At 64.0% G+C, this 17,143-nt stretch carries 16 protein-coding genes; 10 read left to right on the top strand and 6 right to left on the bottom strand.

The features are described from left to right. Genes JL811_RS00160 through JL811_RS00175 form a run of 4 tightly spaced genes read left to right on the top strand, consistent with a single transcriptional unit; the run spans nucleotide 1 to nucleotide 5,024 of the window. Nucleotides 1-1,077: a microcin C ABC transporter permease YejB gene (locus JL811_RS00160; RefSeq protein ID WP_202686199.1), complete on the top strand. Its 1,077-nt coding sequence runs from the start codon at nucleotides 1-3 to the stop codon at nucleotides 1,075-1,077. A gap of 1 nt (nucleotide 1,078) precedes the next feature. Next, on the top strand, nucleotides 1,079-2,179 hold the full coding sequence (locus JL811_RS00165) for an ABC transporter permease (RefSeq protein ID WP_202686201.1): 1,101 nt from the start codon (nucleotides 1,079-1,081) through the stop codon (nucleotides 2,177-2,179). Further along, a complete protein-coding gene (locus JL811_RS00170; RefSeq protein WP_202686203.1) occupies nucleotides 2,176-3,780 on the top strand; it encodes an ABC transporter ATP-binding protein in 1,605 nt (534 codons plus the stop codon). The genes JL811_RS00165 and JL811_RS00170 overlap by 4 nt, the downstream gene beginning before the upstream one ends. Continuing rightward, nucleotides 3,777-5,024: a glycosyltransferase gene (locus tag JL811_RS00175; protein ID WP_202686205.1), complete on the top strand. Its 1,248-nt coding sequence runs from the start codon at nucleotides 3,777-3,779 to the stop codon at nucleotides 5,022-5,024. Before JL811_RS00170 ends, JL811_RS00175 begins: the two co-directional genes overlap by 4 nt. 134 nt (nucleotides 5,025-5,158) lie before the next feature. Here JL811_RS00175 and JL811_RS00180 read toward each other — a convergent pair whose 3' ends face one another. Further along, nucleotides 5,159-5,710 carry a hypothetical protein gene (locus JL811_RS00180; protein WP_202686207.1) on the bottom strand — a complete coding sequence of 184 codons (552 nt, stop codon included), beginning with the start codon at nucleotides 5,708-5,710 and terminating at the stop codon, nucleotides 5,159-5,161. A gap of 269 nt (nucleotides 5,711-5,979) precedes the next feature. On the opposite strand from JL811_RS00180, the gene JL811_RS00185 reads away from it, so the two are divergent. Further along, nucleotides 5,980-6,138, top strand: a complete 159-nt coding sequence (locus JL811_RS00185) for a DUF3309 family protein (protein ID WP_202686209.1) — start codon at nucleotides 5,980-5,982, stop codon at nucleotides 6,136-6,138. Nucleotides 6,139-6,411: 273 nt separating this feature from the next. Here JL811_RS00185 and JL811_RS00190 read toward each other — a convergent pair whose 3' ends face one another. Next, nucleotides 6,412-7,113, bottom strand: coding sequence for a hypothetical protein (locus tag JL811_RS00190; RefSeq protein ID WP_202686211.1), 702 nt, complete (start codon nucleotides 7,111-7,113; stop codon nucleotides 6,412-6,414). Nucleotides 7,114-7,359: 246 nt separating this feature from the next. Here JL811_RS00190 and rimO point away from each other — a divergent pair, with 246 nt between their 5' ends. Next, nucleotides 7,360-8,745: a 30S ribosomal protein S12 methylthiotransferase RimO gene (gene rimO / locus JL811_RS00195; protein ID WP_202686213.1), complete on the top strand. Its 1,386-nt coding sequence runs from the start codon at nucleotides 7,360-7,362 to the stop codon at nucleotides 8,743-8,745. A gap of 208 nt (nucleotides 8,746-8,953) precedes the next feature. Here rimO and JL811_RS00200 read toward each other — a convergent pair whose 3' ends face one another. The 3 genes from JL811_RS00200 to JL811_RS00210 are packed head-to-tail and all read right to left on the bottom strand — an operon-like array spanning nucleotide 8,954 to nucleotide 11,638. Further along, nucleotides 8,954-10,288: a glutamate--cysteine ligase gene (locus JL811_RS00200; RefSeq protein ID WP_202686215.1), complete on the bottom strand. Its 1,335-nt coding sequence runs from the start codon at nucleotides 10,286-10,288 to the stop codon at nucleotides 8,954-8,956. Nucleotides 10,289-10,346: 58 nt separating this feature from the next. Further along, the gene (locus JL811_RS00205; protein ID WP_237684709.1) at nucleotides 10,347-10,895 is read right to left on the bottom strand and encodes a hypothetical protein; all 549 of its coding nucleotides are present in this window, start codon (nucleotides 10,893-10,895) and stop codon (nucleotides 10,347-10,349) included. Further along, on the bottom strand, nucleotides 10,892-11,638 hold the full coding sequence (locus JL811_RS00210) for a 16S rRNA (uracil(1498)-N(3))-methyltransferase (RefSeq protein ID WP_202686218.1): 747 nt from the start codon (nucleotides 11,636-11,638) through the stop codon (nucleotides 10,892-10,894). Before JL811_RS00210 ends, JL811_RS00205 begins: the two co-directional genes overlap by 4 nt. A gap of 11 nt (nucleotides 11,639-11,649) precedes the next feature. Here JL811_RS00210 and ubiA point away from each other — a divergent pair, with 11 nt between their 5' ends. From ubiA to JL811_RS00230, 4 genes are all read left to right on the top strand, one after another. Next, on the top strand, nucleotides 11,650-12,633 hold the full coding sequence (gene ubiA, locus JL811_RS00215; protein WP_202686219.1) for a 4-hydroxybenzoate octaprenyltransferase: 984 nt from the start codon (nucleotides 11,650-11,652) through the stop codon (nucleotides 12,631-12,633). A gap of 62 nt (nucleotides 12,634-12,695) precedes the next feature. After that, a complete protein-coding gene (locus JL811_RS00220) occupies nucleotides 12,696-14,852 on the top strand; it encodes an OmpA family protein (protein WP_202686220.1) in 2,157 nt (718 codons plus the stop codon). A 151-nt stretch (nucleotides 14,853-15,003) separates the two neighbouring features. After that, the gene (locus JL811_RS00225; protein WP_202686221.1) at nucleotides 15,004-15,333 is read left to right on the top strand and encodes a hypothetical protein; all 330 of its coding nucleotides are present in this window, start codon (nucleotides 15,004-15,006) and stop codon (nucleotides 15,331-15,333) included. A 93-nt stretch (nucleotides 15,334-15,426) separates the two neighbouring features. Continuing rightward, nucleotides 15,427-15,999 (top strand): hypothetical protein, encoded by a 573-nt coding sequence (locus JL811_RS00230; RefSeq protein WP_202686222.1) that lies wholly within the window; start codon nucleotides 15,427-15,429, stop codon nucleotides 15,997-15,999. Between the two features lie 160 nt (nucleotides 16,000-16,159). On the opposite strand, the gene JL811_RS00235 is transcribed toward JL811_RS00230, so the two are convergent. Continuing rightward, complete coding sequence (locus tag JL811_RS00235) at nucleotides 16,160-16,960, bottom strand: protein-disulfide reductase DsbD domain-containing protein (RefSeq protein ID WP_202686223.1); 801 nt, start codon at nucleotides 16,958-16,960, stop codon at nucleotides 16,160-16,162. Between the last annotated feature and the right edge of the window lie 183 nt (nucleotides 16,961-17,143).

Genomic DNA, 17,143 nt, shown 5'->3' on the forward strand with positions numbered 1-17,143 from the left:
ATGGGTGCCTATATTCTCCGGCGGTTGCTGCTGATCATTCCGACATTGATCGGCATCATGGTCATCAATTTCACGCTGGTCCAGTTCGTGCCCGGCGGGCCGGTGGAACAGGTGCTTGCCCGGCTTGAAGGCGGCGGCGACGCGCTGCAGGGCATTTCGGGCAGCGGCGGCGACCTTCCGGCAGCGGGTGGCGATGACCGCTATCTTGGCTCACGCGGTCTGCCGCCCGAATTCATCGAGGAACTGGAACGCCAGTTCGGCTTCGACAAACCGCCGCTGGAGCGGTTTTTCGACATGCTGTGGAATTACATGCGCTTCGATTTCGGCGAAAGCTATTTCCGCTCGATCTCGGTCGTCGATCTGGTGCTGGAAAAGATGCCGGTCTCTATCACGCTGGGGCTGTGGTCGACGGTGATCGCCTATCTGGTCTCGATCCCGCTGGGTATCCGCAAGGCGGTGAAGGATGGCACCAGTTTCGATACATGGACCTCGGGGCTGATCATCGTGGCCTATGCGATTCCGGGATTTCTGTTCGCGATCCTGCTGCTGGTGTTGTTCGCGGGCGGTTCTTACTGGCAGATCTTTCCGCTGCGGGGGCTGACCTCGGATAACTTCAGCGAATTGTCCCTTCTGGGCAAGATCGGCGATTATCTGTGGCATATCACCCTGCCGGTGCTGGCCTCGACCATCGCATCCTTCGCGACGCTGACCCTGCTGACCAAGAACAGCTTTCTGGACGAGATCAAGAAACAATACGTCATGACCGCACGCGCCAAGGGCCTGACCGAGGGGGCGGTGCTGTACGGCCATGTGTTCCGCAATGCGATGCTGATCATCATCGCATCTTTCCCGGCGGTGTTCGTGTCGGTCTTTTTCGGCGGTTCGCTGATCATCGAGACGATCTTTTCGCTGGACGGGCTGGGGCAGCTTGGCTTCCGTGCGGCGGTGGAACGGGATTATCCGGTGATCTTCGGCACATTGTTCTTCTTTTCGCTGATGGGGCTGCTGGTGGGGATCCTTTCGGACCTGATGTATGTCTGGATCGACCCGCGCATTGATTTCGAGAGGCGCGGCTGACATGGCGCTTTCCCCGCTCAATCAGCGCCGTTGGCGCAATTTCAAGGCCAACCGCCGGGCCTTCTGGTCGCTGTGGATTTTTGCCGTGTTGTTCGGCCTGTCGCTGATGGCCGAACTGATCGCGAATGAGCGTCCGCTGATGGTCAATTACAAGGGTGAATGGCGCACGCCCTTCCTGACCTTCTATCCCGAGACCGCCTTTGGCGGCGATTTCCGGACCGAGGCGAAATACCGCGACCCAGAAGTGCGCTGCCTGATCCAGAGCGGCGGGATGGAGGATTGCCTCTATGAGCCCGAGGCGACGATGGAGGCGCTTGAGGCCGGAACGCTGGAGGGGGCCGAACCGGGCTGGATCCTCTGGGCGCCGATCCCCTACAGCTATAACACGATCAACGATCTGGGCCGCGCGGCCCCGTCGCCCCCCGATGGCAATCATCTGCTGGGCACCGACAACACCGCGCGCGACGTGCTGGCGCGGGTGATCTACGGCTTCCGGCTGTCGGTGTCCTTCGCGCTGATCGTGACCTTCCTGACCTCGGTTCTGGGGATCACGGCGGGGGCGGTGCAGGGCTATTTCGGCGGGCTGACCGATCTGATCTTCCAGCGGCTGATCGAGATCTGGGGGGCGACGCCCAGCCTTTACATCATCATCATCGTCGCCGCGATCTGGGCTATGGATTTCTGGCTGCTGGTCGGGCTGATGGTGCTGTTCGGGTGGACGGCGCTGGTGGGTGTGGTGCGGGCCGAATTCCTGCGGGCGCGGAATTTCGAATATGTCCGGGCCGCCCGCGCGCTGGGAGTTTCCGATGCGGTCATCATGTTCCGCCATGTGCTGCCAAATGCGATGGTGGCGACGCTGACCATGCTGCCCTTCATTATCACCGGCACGATCGGATCGCTTGCGGCGCTGGATTTTCTGGGCTTCGGCCTGCCCGCATCGGCCCCCAGCCTTGGGGAGCTGACGCTGCAGGCCAAGAACAACCTTCAGGCGCCCTGGCTTGCCTTTACCGCCTTCACGGTCTTTGCCGTAATGCTGTCGCTGCTGGTCTTCATCTTCGAGGGCGTGCGCGATGCCTTTGATCCGCGAAAGACGTTCCGATGAATGCCCCCGAGACCGTTCTGAGCGTTGAAAACCTGTCGGTGCGTTTCCGGCAGGATGGCCGCGTGACCGAGGCGGTGCGCGGCGTGTCCTTTACCGTGGGGCGCGGGGAAACCGTGGCGCTGGTGGGGGAAAGCGGATCGGGCAAATCGGTCACGGCGCTGTCGACCGTGTCGCTGCTGCCCGACAGCGCCGAGGTTTCGGGCTCGGTGCTGTATAACGGCACGCAGATGGTCGGCGCGCCTGAGCCTGACCTGCGCCGGGTGCGCGGCAATGATATCAGCTTCATCTTTCAGGAGCCGATGACATCGCTGAACCCCTTGCACACGATTGAAAAGCAGCTTGCCGAAAGCCTGCACCTGCATCAGGGGCTTGAAGGTGCTGCGGCACGGGCGCGGATTCTGGATCTGCTGAACAAGGTCGGAATCCGCGATGCCGAAAGCCGCCTGACCGCCTATCCGCATCAGTTGTCGGGCGGGCAGCGGCAACGGGTGATGATCGCGATGGCGCTGGCCAACGGGCCGGAACTGCTGGTCGCGGATGAACCCACGACCGCACTGGATGTGACGATTCAGGCGCAGATCCTCGATCTGCTGAAGGATCTGAAGGACCGCGAAGGGCTGTCCCTGCTGTTCATCACCCATGATCTGGGCATCGTGCGCCGCATCGCCGACCGGGTTTGCGTGATGCAGGGCGGGCAGATTGTCGAACAGGGGCCGACCGCCGCGATCTTCGCCGATCCGCAGCATCCCTATACCCGCAAACTGCTGGCGGCAGAACCGAAGGGTCACCCCGACCCGGTGCCGGATGATGCGCCCGAGATCGTGCGGACTGACAATCTGCGCGTCTGGTTCCCGATCCAGCAGGGATTTCTGCGTCGCACTGTGGGCCATGTGAAGGCGGTGAACGGGGCCAGCCTGTCGATCCGCGCGGGCGAAACACTGGGCGTCGTCGGGGAAAGCGGTTCGGGCAAGACCACGCTGGCGCTGGCCATTCTGCGGCTGATCCGGTCCGAGGGGCCGGTGGTGTTCATGGGGCGTGACGTGCAGGGCTGGTCCTCGCGTCAGATGCGCGATCTGCGGCGCGACATGCAGGTGGTGTTTCAGGATCCGTTCGGCAGCCTGTCGCCGCGCATGACAATCGAACAGATCATCGCCGAGGGTCTGGGCGTGCATGGACTGGAACCGGGCCGCAACCGGCGCGACATGGTGGCCGAAATCCTGACCGAGGTGGGGCTGGATCCGGCCATGATGGGCCGCTATCCGCATGAATTTTCCGGCGGGCAGCGCCAGCGTGTCGCGATTGCCCGCGCGATGATCCTGCGGCCGAAACTGGTCGTGCTGGATGAACCGACCTCGGCGCTGGACATGACGGTTCAGGTGCAGATCGTGGACCTGCTGCGCGAATTGCAGCGCAGGCAGGGGCTGGCCTATCTGTTCATCAGTCACGATCTGCGCGTTGTCCGCGCAATGGCCCATAAGGTGATGGTGATGAAAGCGGGCGATGTGGTCGAGGCAGGCGGCGGTGCCGAGATATTCGGCGCGCCGCGCGATCCCTATACCCGCGCCCTGATGGCGGCGGCCTTTGGCGAGGTGCCTGCGTGAAAGTGCTGTTCGTTCATCAGAATTTTCCCGGCCAGTTTCTGCATCTGGCCCCGGCGATGCAGGCGCGCGGGCATGACTGTCTTGCGTTGACCGATGCCGTCAATCAGCGGACCGCTCCCGTGCCGGTGCTGCGCTACCGGCATGAGGCGCAGAAGGTTGACCCGGCGGCGACCCGGCTGGGGCGGAACTTCACCCAGATGTCGGACCGGGGCGTCACCGTGGCCCGCGCAGCCCTGCAACTGCGCGAGAAGAAAGGCTATGTGCCCGATGTCATCTTCGGTCATTCCGGCTGGGGCGAGACGCTGTTTCTGAAAGAGGTCTGGCCTGAGGCGAAACTGATCGTCTATGCCGAGTTCTATTATCGGGGCATCGGGCGGGATGTGGGCTTTGATCCCGAATTTTCCCGCACGGGCTTCGATCCGGTCATCATTGCGCAGGGCCGGGCGGCGCATCTGGGGCAGGCGATGCTGCATGCCGATGCGGGGCTCGCGCCGACGCGCTGGCAGGCCAGCACCTATCCCGAGGTTCTGCAGGACCGGATCCGCGTCATCTTTGACGGCGTGGACACCCGGCGGCTGCGCCCCGACCCCGCGGCCAGCCTGACCCTGCCAGATGGCACGGTCTTGCGCGCGGGGGATGAGGTTCTGACTTTCGTGAACCGCAATCTGGAACCCTATCGCGGCTATCACATCTTCATGCGCGCGCTGCCTGAAATCCTTGCGGCCCGGCCGCAGGCGCAGGTCGTCATCGTCGGCGGCGATGATGTCAGCTATGGCTCTCCGGCCCCGGGCGGAAAGACATGGAAGGACATCTTTCTGGATGAAGTCCGCGACCGGCTTGACCTGTCGCGCGTGCATTTTCTGGGCCGCGTGCCCTATCCTGAATTTGTCTCGCTTTTGCAGATCAGCCGCGCCCATGCCTATCTGACCTATCCTTTCGTTCTGTCATGGTCGATGCTTGAGGCGATGGCGGCGGGCTGTCTGGTCGTGGGGTCGCGCACGGCACCGGTCGAGGAATTGCTGACCGAAGGGGAAACCGGACTGCTGGTCGATTTCTTCGATGTGGCAGGCTGGTCGGCGCGGCTGATCGAGGCACTGGCCGAGCCTGAGAAATTCATCCCGTTGCGAGAGGCCGCGCGCCGCCGCATCGTTGAGGGCTATGACCTGCAGACCGTCTGCCTGCCGCAGATGGTCGATTATGTCGAGGCGGTGGCGCGCGGTGAATGGCCTGCCCGCCGGGTCTGAACGGCGCGAGGCCCCGGCCCGTCACTGTATTGGATTGCCGCCGGGCGGCGGCGAACAGGCGGATCAGAGTTCCAGAAGGCCCCGCAGCCGATAGGGGGGACTTTCAGGCGGTCAGTCGGGGCTTCCGCCCCCGCTCAGCGCCGCGATTTCGCGAAACGCAGCATCGTGTCCGCAATCAGCCAGAGCAGGATCACCGCAGGCAGAAGCGAGATCATCGCCCCGTCGATGCCGCCGATCTCCTGCCCCTTCTTCATTTCCTTCAGAAGCGTGCCGATCCCCTTGGGCAGGGATTTCGCATCCGAGGCCGGGCCGCGACCGGATTTGACCAGCAGCGTGTAAACCTTGCCCGGATCCTTGCCCACCCGGCCCTTGGCCTTCTTGGCCAGTTTCAGGGCGGCGAAAAGCTCAGCCTCCAGTTCTAGCAGTTCCGACAGCATGGCCTCGGCCCAGACGACATCGCCCTGAACCTCTTCGGGCCATTTTGCGAAGTCCTTGCTGTCCTGCGCCTTGGCCAGCGCCTTGTAGCGCTTCAGGAAGGCCGAGACCTTGGCCGCCGCCGCCTTGGCCTTCTTTTCATCCAATGCCCCTGCCTTCAGCAGTTTGGCGGGCTTGCGCATCTCGGTTTCAAGTTTGCGAAGCGCCGATTGCGCCTCCTTGACCTGCTTGCGAATAGTGTCCTGATCCATGGCTTTGTCCGAAATGACTTCTCTTTCCTCTAGGATGAAAACCCTGCCGCGCCAAGTATTTCGACCCCGTTGCGGGGCGTGGACGTGTAATTTGACGCTCTGCTCGCGGAACCGTGACGGGATCGGGCGCGTTTGGCTTGCAAGACCCGACCGGACCTGCCCCGGGACTGCAGCCCCACCGGACCTTCCCGGCAAGGCCATTTCCGGATCACGAAAACCCACGCCCAACCGATTCGCCGCTTCGCGCGCGAAAACCAAGGAGAATTGCCATGAGCCTCGGGACCATTCTGCTGATCGTCCTGATCCTAGCCCTGATCGGTGTTCTGCCGACATGGGGCCATTCGCGCAGCTGGGGCTACGGACCCAGCGGAGGACTTGGCCTTGTGCTGATCGTCGTGCTGATCCTGCTTCTGATGGGCCGGATCTGATCTGCCAGACGCTTTGTCCGCCGCAACGGCCGTGAAGGCCGCCCGGCCCCCTAACGAACCAAACAGAAAGGACCTGCCATGAAAGGCATTCTTGCATGGATGATCGGCCTGCCGATCCCGATCATTATTCTGCTGTATCTTTTCGGCGTGTTCTAATCCTGCGCGGACGATCCTGAACACCTTGCCGAACCCCGGACCCTGATCCGTTGACGCGGTATCAGGGGCCGGGGTTTCGCACCAGATGCGGGTCGCACCGGGATTCCGCCCCGCGACTCACTCGACGCTCCGGATCCCGCGCATCCATTTCTTGAAACGTCGGAACAGAGAATTGCGGCCCGGTGTGGTCGAGCGCCCGTCATCGCCAATATGGCGGCAGGCCTCCGGGATAAGGAAAACGACATAGCGGCCCTTTGCGCGAAGGAAACGCGACACATGCCGTTCCTTCCTGAATTGAGAAAAACCGCCAAGCTCTTCCCATAGACGTTTCTCTGACAGATGTGGGTTGAAGCTGAAGCCATGCCATTGTTCATGCACCGCTTCCATGCGTTCGATCACGATGTTTCCCCGTGTCTCAGTGACCACCAGCTTCCGGTCAACATCCGAAAGCGGAATATCCTTGGTCGCCCGAAAGCACACGAGCGAGATGAACGGATCGGATTGCAGCAGCGTAAGTGCGTCTTCCAGAAAATCGGTGCGGGTAAAGCCCCAGTCATCCTCGCCATGGAAGATGTAGGGGGTCTTCACTTCCGCATACATCAGATCGACTGCGGCGTGATGGCCCAGATGACGGCCCGGCTCGATCAGGCGACCGTGAGGACACATCTCCCTGAATACGGCGTTGGTCTCCTCGTCGCCAAAATCGTTGATCGCCAGCACCGGAATTTGTGGCAGCCCCTGCAGGCTTTCAAATGTCCGCCGCAAAAGGTCCGGACGTCGCCCGATCGTCAGGCACAAGGTGATCTTGTCTTCCAGCATGCAGCACCTTTGATTTCCATGGCGTGGTAGTCATAGCGCAGCATTGCAGCAAGACCGAAAACAACCGGCATGGAATGCTGCGCCCGCTTCATGCCGGATATCCGGACTGCACCTGTGCCGGTTTGATGGCTGTGCCTCACATTCTGGCACCCTGGCCCACGACAGAGTCCCGCTTTCCACGCTCTTCCCGCCTTTGTCACCATTCCCTGTCTTTTCCCGCCGCCCGCAAGCGGCTATATGCGCTCAATGTCGCAAAACCCGCCTGACCTCCGCCCCGACCTTGCCCCGCGTCCCGTGTTCGATACGGCGCGGCGTGACGGCCAGCCGACCATCGGCATGGTCTCGCTGGGCTGCCCCAAGGCGCTGGTGGACAGCGAACGCATCCTGACCCGCCTGCGTGCCGAGGGTTATGCCATCTCACCCGATTATGCCGGGGCCGATGCCGTGATCGTCAATACCTGCGGCTTTCTGGACAGCGCCAAGGCCGAAAGCCTTGAGGCGATCGGTGAGGCACTTGCCTCGAACGGCCGGGTGATCGTCACCGGCTGTCTTGGGGCGGAACCCGAATACATCACCGGCGCGCATCCCAAGGTGCTGGCGGTGACCGGGCCACATCAATATGAACAGGTGCTGGATGCGGTGCATGTCGCGGTGCCGCCCGCGCCCGATCCGTTCATTGACCTGATGCCGGCGGCGGGGGTGAAACTGACCCCGCGCCATTACAGCTATCTGAAGATTTCCGAAGGCTGCAATCACAAGTGCAAGTTCTGCATCATCCCCGACATGCGCGGACGGCTGGCCTCACGCCCGGCCCATGCGGTGATGCGTGAGGCGGAAAAGCTGGTGGAAAGCGGTGTAAAGGAACTGCTGGTCATCAGTCAGGATACATCCGCTTATGGCGTCGATGTGAAACATGCCACGACCGCAGGTCGGGACGGGCGCGCGCACCGCGCCCATATCACCGATCTGGCGCGTGATCTGGGATCCCTGGGCGCATGGGTCCGGCTGCATTACGTCTATCCCTATCCGCATGTGCGCGACCTGATTCCGTTGATGGCGGAAGGTCTGGTGCTGCCCTATCTGGATATTCCGTTCCAGCACGCCCATCCCGATGTGCTGCGCCGGATGGCGCGACCCGCTGCGGCGGCGAAAACACTGGATGAGATCGCGGCATGGCGCGCGGCCTGCCCTGATATCACCCTGCGATCCACCTTCATCGTCGGCTATCCCGGTGAGACCGAGGCCGAATTCCAGACGCTGGTGGACTGGCTGGATGAGGCGCAGCTGGATCGGGTCGGCTGTTTTCAGTATGAAAACGTCGCAGGCGCGCGGTCCAATGCGCTGCCGGACCATGTGCCGCCGGATGTGAAACAGGACCGCTGGGACCGTTTCATGGAAAAGGCGCAGGCGATTTCCGAGGCGAAACTGGCCGCCAAAGTGGGCCGCACCCTGCAGGTGCTGGTCGATGAGGTGGATGCCGAGGGCGCGACCTGCCGCACCATGGCCGATGCGCCCGAGATTGACGGAAACCTGTTCATCGACGAAGGTTTCGAAGGGCTTGCCGCCGGCGATCTGGTCACGGTGCAGGTCGATGAGGCGGGCGAATACGACCTTTGGGGCCACCGCCTCTGACTACCCGGGGCAGGGGGCTGTCTGCCCCCTCGGATTTGCGGGACGCAAATCCTCACCCCCGAGGATATTTCAGGACAGAAAAAGGGCGCAGAAAAAGGGCGTGGCCGCGCCGCCTCGCCCATTTCTTCTTTTTCTGTCTGAAAATATCCTCGGGGGGAATTGGCGCGTCAGCGCCAAGGGGGGCGGAAAGCCCCCGCCTTGCTGCCAATTACAACCGCGCAGCCTGATAAAGCCCCGTGATATCCCCGCCCCAGTCTGCCAGCAACCGGTCGGCCTGCACCCTGCCTGTGGCAAGGCTTTCCTGAAGGGGGGCAAGCAGCGCCTCCTCTCCCAGCCCGCGCGCGGCAAGGCCCGCGTGGGACAGCGACACCGTTGCCCGGGCCAGATCCATCAGGCGAACGCCGCCTGCCTGCCCCTCAAGGGCACTGACCGAGGCTGCGACGCGCAGCCCTTCACGCGTTGCGGCATCCAGACCCTTGACCAGATCCCATGCTGCATCCAGTGCTGCATCATCATACATCAGCCCGACCCAGAAGGCGGGAAGGGCGACGATATGGCCGCGATCCCCGCAATCGGCGCCGCGCATCTCGATGTATTTCTTCACCCGCGCCTCGGGGAACACCGTCGTCATATGGTCGGCCCAGTCCGACAGGGTGGGCTTTTCGCCGGGCAGGGCGGGCAATTCGCCCTTCAGGAAATCGCGGAAACTTTGCCCCAGCGCGTCGATATACTTGCCGTCGCGATAGACGAAATACATCGGCACATCGAGAACCCAGTCGACATAGCGCTGAAAGCCCATGCCGTCCTCGAAAACAAAGGGCAGCATTCCGGTGCGGCTGTCATCCAGCCCGCGCCAGATCCGGCTGCGCCAGCTGCGATGCCCGTTCGGCGCGCCCTCAAAGAAGGGGGATGACGCGAAAAGAGCGGTCGCCACAGGCTGCAGCGCCAGCGCCACGCGCAGCTTTTTCACCATGTCGGATTCTGACGCGAAATCGAGATTAACCTGCACCGTCGAGGTGCGATACATCATCTGCGTGCCATGGGTGCCGACGCGGCCCATGTAATCGGTCATCAGCCGGTAACGGCCCTTGGGCATGCGGGGCATGTCCTCATGCCGCCAGACCGGGGCTGCGCCCAGCCCCAGAAAGGCCACGCCCATCGGATCGGCAATCGCGCGGACCTCGGCCATGTGGTTGTCAAATTCATCGGCGGTCTGGTGCAGAGTTTCCAGCGGCGCACCCGACAGTTCAAACTGCCCGCCCGGTTCAAGGCTGACATTCGCGCCATTGCGGCTGAGGCCGATTAGCTCGCCCTGTTCTTCAACCCCGGTCCAGCCGAAGCGGTCGCGCAGACCTTCCAGCAGCGCGCGGATCGAGCGGTCGCCGGAATAGGGCAGGGGCGCCAGAGTGTCGGTCAGGAAACCGAATTTCTCATGCTCGGTGCCGATGCGGAAATCTGCGGGCGGTTTGCAGCCCTGTTCCATATAGGCGGCAAGCTGGTCGAAGCTTTCAATGGGTCCGCCGCCGGACTGGGGAATGGACATCTGCGCGCTCCGGTCAGCGTTACTGGTTTCGGCGCTCAGACCTGTCGTCTTGGCGCGGTCAAGTCAAGACCGCACGCGCGGGACGCCGCCAGATCACGCGGCTGTCAACGGCCTGCAGACGGGGCAGATTGCCGGACCCGGGCGCGGCGCTCAGACCCTCGGCGGCGGCAAGCAGCCGTCCGGTGTCCATTCCCGGCAGGCCCGCAAGCACATCGTAAAGTGCAGCCTCGCCCCCCGCGCCGACCGGGATCAGCAGCGTTTCACCCTCAGCCCCGGTCAGCCGCCACAGACGGCGCGACCCTGCGCTGACAAGCCGCAGTTCGGTCAGGTCCGCCACCGCGATCAGCCCGCCGAAGGCCGGACCGAAATAGCCGATCTGCCCCTCTATCACCTCGACCATGCCGGGGGCAGCGGAGGATTGAACGAAGCGCAGGCGGCGTTCGGCCAGCCAGGCCAGCGTGACCGAGGCCGCGATCAGCAGCAGACCCAGTGGCAGCAGCAGATAGCCGCCCAGCCAGACCAGCCAGAAACCCGGCAGCGACAGGGCCCCAAGGGCCGCGACCTCGCGCCGGCGATAAAGGGCGTCGCGCAGTTCGGGGCGGATCATTCCGGGCTTTCCCGCCAATCGCCCTGCGCGATCTGCCACAGAGTGAGCGCAGCCACGGCGGCGGTATCGGCGCGCAGGATGCGCGGACCAAGACTGGCCTGCACGACCTGCGGCAGGCCGGCAAGGCGTGCCTGTTCAGGGGCGGCAAAGCCGCCTTCGGGGCCGATCAGGATGGCCCATGGCCCGGCTGGCAGCGCCGTCAGCGTGGCCAGTGTGACCGGCTGACCGGCCTGATGTTCGTCGCACCACAGGATCCGCCGTTCGGCGGGCCAGCGATCCAAGAGCCGGTCCAGCGGCTGCAGTTCCGCCACTTCGGGCACGAAGGTGCCGCCGCATTGTTCGGCCGCCTCGACCGCATGGGCCTGCAGCCGGTCCTGCCGGATGCGGTCGGCATTGGTGTAGCGGGTCTGCACTGGCAGAATGCGCGCCGCCCCCATCTCGGCCGCCTTTTCCACGATGAAATCGGTGCGGGCCTTCTTGATCGGGGCGAAAAGCAGCCACAGGTCCGGGGGCAGGCGCAACGGTGCTGTCTGTGTCTCACAGGTCAGGATGCCCGCGCGCTTGCCCGCCTCGGCCACGACCGCGCGCCATTCCCCATCGCGCCCGTTAAACAGCAGCACCGCAGCCCCCCGGGACAGCCGCATGACCGAGAACAGATAATGCGCCTGATCGCCGTTCAGGGCCACGGGTTGCCCCGGCCCAAGCGGCTGATCTACAAAGAGCCTGATTTTCGCATCTGACATGGGCGCAGTTTATGACCGACCCCGAGGGAACGCCAGAGCCACAGCTTGCCGGAACGGTGGCCGATGCACCGCGCGGCAACTGGGTGGACCGGCGCGCCCCAGCGGCGACACGCCCCTTCCTGCGGCTGAGTCGGGCCGACCGGCCGATCGGCACATGGCTTTTGCTCATCCCCTGTTTCTGGGGACTGGCGCTGGCGGCTGCGGCGGATCCGGCGGGGTACCGGCTGTGGGATCTGTGGATCGCGGGGGGCTGCACGCTGGGGGCGTTTCTGATGCGCGGTGCGGGCTGCACATGGAATGACATCACCGACCGCGAGATTGATGCCGCCGTGGCGCGCACCAAAAGCCGCCCGATCCCGTCGGGGCAGGTAACGGTGCGGCAGGCGGCGGTCTGGATGGTGGCGCAGGCGCTGATCGCGGCGCTGATTCTGTTCACCTACAATCCGGTGACCATCGGGCTTGGTGTCGCGTCATTGGCGTTGGTCGCGATCTATCCCTTTGCCAAACGCTTTACTTGGTGGCCGCAGATCTTTCTGGGTCTGGCCTTCAACTGGGGCGCGCTGCTGGCCTGGACCGCGCATGCGGGCAGTTTTGGCCCGGCTGCGGTGGTGCTGTGGCTGTCCGGCATTGCCTGGACGTTGTTCTATGACACGATCTATGCGCATCAGGACAAGGAAGATGACGCGCTGATCGGGGTGAAATCCACGGCGCGCCTGTTCGGCGATGCAGGCAGCCTGCCCTGGATGCGGGGTTTTCTGGTGGCCACGGTGCTGCTGATGGCGGCGGCGGTGCTGCTGGCGCTGCTGCCAGTGGGGGCAGGGCTGGCCAAGATCCTGCTGGCGCTGGCCGGGGTCTGGGTCTTTGGCTGGCATATGGCCTGGCAACTGGGTCAGCTTGACACCACCGACCCCGACCGCTGCCTGCGCCTTTTCCGCAGCAATCGCGATGCCGGGCTGCTGGCTGCGCTGTTTCTTGCCGGTGCGGCACTGCTTTGATTGATCCGGAGCGCCCATGCGCCTATTCATCAGTCAGCCGGAAGTCAGAAAAAGTGCAACCGATGCAAATGAGAAACAGTTTCCTTGCCATCGGCGCCGTTATCGCGGGTTCCACCCTTGCCATGCTGGGGGCGACATGGGCGGCCACGGCAATCGAAAGCCGGTCTGCAGCCGCAGCGCGTTCAAAACTGCTGGAATCAGGCATCACCTGGGTTGCGGTTGATTCGGACGGGTTGCAGGTCCGGCTGACCGGCACCGCCCCGAATGAGGCCGCGCGTTTCCGTGTCGTCAATCTGGTGGGATCGGTCGTGCAGTCCAGCCGCATCCGCGACGAACTGGACGTGACCGCGATGCGCGCAATCGAGGCGCCGCGATTCTCGGTCGAGATGCTGCGCAATGATGATGGCATCTCGTTGATCGGGCTGGTGCCGGGCGACGGGCGCGATGACACGATTTCATCCCGCGTTGCGGGGCTGGCACCGGACCTGCCGGTTTCGGACATGCTGGAGGCCGCCGATTACGCCGAACCCGAAAGCTGGTCCGCTGCGGTTGATTTCGGGCTTGAGGCCCTGTCGATGCTGCCGCGTTCCAAGATCTCGGTGGCTGAGGACCGCGTGGCGATCACCGCGATTTCCGCCAGCGCCGAGGAAAAGCGCAGGCTTGAGGCCGATCTGGCCCGCCGCGCCCCGCAGGGGGTGCAGTTGCAGATGGATATTTCCGCGCCGCGCCCGGTCCTGACGCCGTTCACGCTGCGCTTCGTGATGGATGAAAGCGGATCCCGTTTCGACGCCTGTTCCGCCGATTCCGATGCGGCCCGTGCCCGGATCATCGCCGCTGGCCGCCTTGCTGGGGCCGAGGGCAAGCTGCAATGCACCGTGGGTCTGGGCGTTCCGACCCCGCGCTGGGCGGCTGCGGTCGAGGCCGGGATTGCCGCCGTGGCCGAACTGGAGGGCGGCACGATCACCTTTTCGGATGCCGATGTTACGCTGCTTGCGACGGTCGACACGCCGCAGGCGCTGTTCGACCGCGTTGTGGGGGAATTGCAGACCAAGCTGCCCGGTGTCTTCTCGCTTGAGGCGACCCTGCCACCCAAGCGCGACCCGGCCCTTCAGGGGCCTGCCGAATTCACCGCGCAACTGGACGACAAGGGCATGGTCGAGCTGCGCGGCCGTCTGACCGATGAATTGCTGCGTGAGGCGGTGGACAGTTTCGCCCGGGCCCGCTTTGGCGCCGACCGCGTCTATATCGCAACGCGGCTGGATTCCGAAATGCCCGAGGGCTGGGCCGTGCGGGTGCTGGCGGGGCTTGAATCGCTGGCGCTGCTGCATCAGGGCAGGTTGGTGGTCCGGCAGGATCTGGTCGAGGTTTCGGGTGTCACCGGCAACAGCGATGCGCGCGACCGGATTTCGCGCATCCTGTCCGAACGGCTGGGTCAGGGAGAGACGTTCCGCGTTGGCGTGCGCTATGATGAGGCGTTCGATCCGCTGGCCGCCTTGCCCACGCCACAGGAATGTGTGGCCGGTCTGAATGCGGTGCTGGCCCAGCAGAAGATCACCTTCTCACCGGGGTCGGCCGAGGTGGACGGGGCCGCGCGTGAGGTGATCGACGCGCTGGCCGAGGTGCTGACCGATTGTCCGCCGCTGGAAATGGAAGTGTCGGGCCATACCGACAGTCAGGGCAGCGCGGGCGGTAACCGCTCGCTCAGTCAGGCGCGCGCCGAGGCGGTTCTGTCGGCCCTGCAGGGGCGGCGTCTGCCGGTGCAGGCCTTCGTGGCGGTGGGCCATGGCGAGGACCTCCCAATTGCGGATAATGAGACCGAGGAAGGGCGCGAGGCCAATCGCCGGATCGAGTTCAACCTGCTGCGCGAACCCGAGCCGGGTCCTGCACCTTCGCCGGTGGCCGAGGCGGAAGCGGCGGTTGCTGCGGCACGCGCCGAAGCGGAATCCGGGGCCGAGGCCGAGGCCGAGGACGGCACCGAGACCACGACCACTGCGGGAGCTAACGCCGATGCGGCAGACAGCGACGGCGGTGACGGGGCGGAAGGTGAAGAGATCACCATTGCCGCGGCTGAGGTGGACCCGGTCAACGGGGCCGTGCGTTCGGTCACCATTCCTGCGGGCGATGCGTCAGAGGCCGGGGCCAATGCCGAGGACGGGGATGAGGCGCTGGAGTTCGTCGCCTCGGACGAATCCTATCCGCGCCCGCCCCGCAGGCCCTGAGCCCGCAGGTTCTGATATGCTGCGGCACAAGGCAGAGCCGGACATCACGGAACCGGCTTCTCCGCACAGGGTCATTCACCTGCAAAGACTTGTGGCCGGCAGTGGCTTTCGCCGCCTTGCCCCACCGGTTTGCCCGATGTAGAACCGGCTCATGAACCGTACCGAATTCATCATCGCGACGACGATCATTCTGTTTGTGGCCTTCATGCTGGGCTGGTTCACCCATTGGATTTTGCACCGGTTCACCCGGGTTGCGGGCGGCGATGTTGCGGAGCTGGATACACTGGCGCAATCGCTGCATGAGGCCGAGGAGATGCGCGATCAGGCGATCCTCTATCTGGAACAGCGTGAGGCGGAACTGTCCAACCAGATCTCGCAGACCGAGGCCGAGCTTCGCGCCGCGATGGAAGGGCTGCGCGATGCGCGCCATGAGGCCGAAGAAATGCGCGCCTATATCGAACGGATGCACGCGTCGTCCTGATCCGCGCAATCGCGGTATTCCTTGTGTTTTCCTTGCCCCGTGCGTCTGAAATATCCTAGGTTCCGCACCAAGGATATTTCAAAGGAGCCCATCATGACCCGTTCGATTTCTCGCAGCCTGATTCTTGCCGCCGCTTTCGCCTTCACCGCCCCAGCCGTTCAGGCCGACCAGATCACTGAAACGATCCAGAGCGCGCTGGACGCCTATGCTGCGGGCGATGTGCAATATGCGATGGACGAGCTGGCCTATGCGCAGCAGCAATTGCAGGCGCTGAAGGCCGACAGTCTGGCAGTGTTCCTGCCCGAGGCCGCCGATGGCTGGACGCGCACCGTGAATACCGAAATGAATGCAGGGCTGATGATGATGGGCGGCGGCACCGGGGCCGAGGCCAGCTATGAAGGCCCGGGGGGCAGCTTCAAGATCTCGCTGACGGCTGACAATCCCATGGTTGCCTCGATGGGGGCCATGCTGGGCAATGCGACGCTGATGGCGCAGATGGGCAAGATTGAACGTGTGGGGCGGCAGCGGTTCCTCAATCAGGACGGGTCGCTTTCGGCCCTGATCGGAAACCGCGTGCTGGTGCAGGCGCAGGGCGGGGACGTGGCCGACATGCTGCCGGCACTGGAAATGATCGACTATGCCGGTCTGGAAAAGTTCGGAAGCTGAATCCGCAAAGGCCCGGCCGGACCGTTCCGGCCGGGCCGCGTTCGGCGACGGGGCTTGCCGTCGGGTTTGCAATCCAACGGGCTGGCAAGTCCTGGTTGCCTCACCGCGTGGAAAGCAGAGCTTTTGCCTATACGGGGCAGATGCGCGGGGGGCTGTGCGATCAGGAACGCGGCGCGGGACAACCTGCGATCTCAACCGCGCGATTGCGGCCCAGAACATTGACCATGATGCTTTGACGATCCAGCACCATTGCCGATCCGGCCGGGGCAATCATGTCGACCCTTGCCAGCAGCCGGTTGCCGCTGCGCTGAACCTCGGCCTCTGACACCCAGATGCCGTTTTGCCCGGGTTCAACCACCACAGTTTCGGGGCCCCCGGTCGAGGGCATGTCGATCTCGACATCCAGACGCATCCCCCGGGGTGCAGGCGACAGGCTGCAGCCGATCCGGCGCAACCCGGCCTCTTTCGGGGTTGAAGGGCGCTGACGCAGCGCCTGCGTGATTGCGGGGTCTTTCGTGCCCGGTCCGGGCAGGGTCACGCTGAAGCCGAATCGGGCTGGCACGCAGATATCCTTGCACACCCCCAGTTCGACCTCGCCTTCCAGATGCACCGGTTCTCCCTTGCGGGCAGGGCGCACCTCCATCGGCAGAATCAATTCGTGGCTGTAGCCGATGGTGCGGCCCGCCGCCCCGTTGCTGACCTCGGGGCGCGGCCAGTGAAACTGCACCGCGCCGACATTGCGCGACCCGGTCCAGTCGAAACTGGGCGGAATGCCGGTATCCCCCGGCGCGCGCCAATAGGTTTTCCAGCCGGGTTTCAGCTGCAGATGCAGCGCCGCCATGCGGTTGCCGTTCTCCATCACCCAGCCCGGGCGAATGGTGCCTTCGAAACCCGGGGGCGTGGCCTGCGCGGGCAATGCCATGGCCATCAGCGCCGCGAAAAGCATGAACGGGGCGAGCATCCTGAATGCTGGCCCGTTTGCCGGCGGATATGTGGAATGATCCTTCATCAAGGGATCAGATAGGCCCGGTCGGCGGGCAATGACAATCACATTGCAGCGAGACCCGGCCAATCGACCCGCCCTGTTGCGATTCCAACGCTGCGGGTGGCTTGAGCCGCCGCGCACATCAGCGCATGGTGGGCG

Source organism: Szabonella alba, from assembly GCF_016765775.1.
Classification (GTDB): domain Bacteria; phylum Pseudomonadota; class Alphaproteobacteria; order Rhodobacterales; family Rhodobacteraceae; genus Szabonella; species Szabonella alba.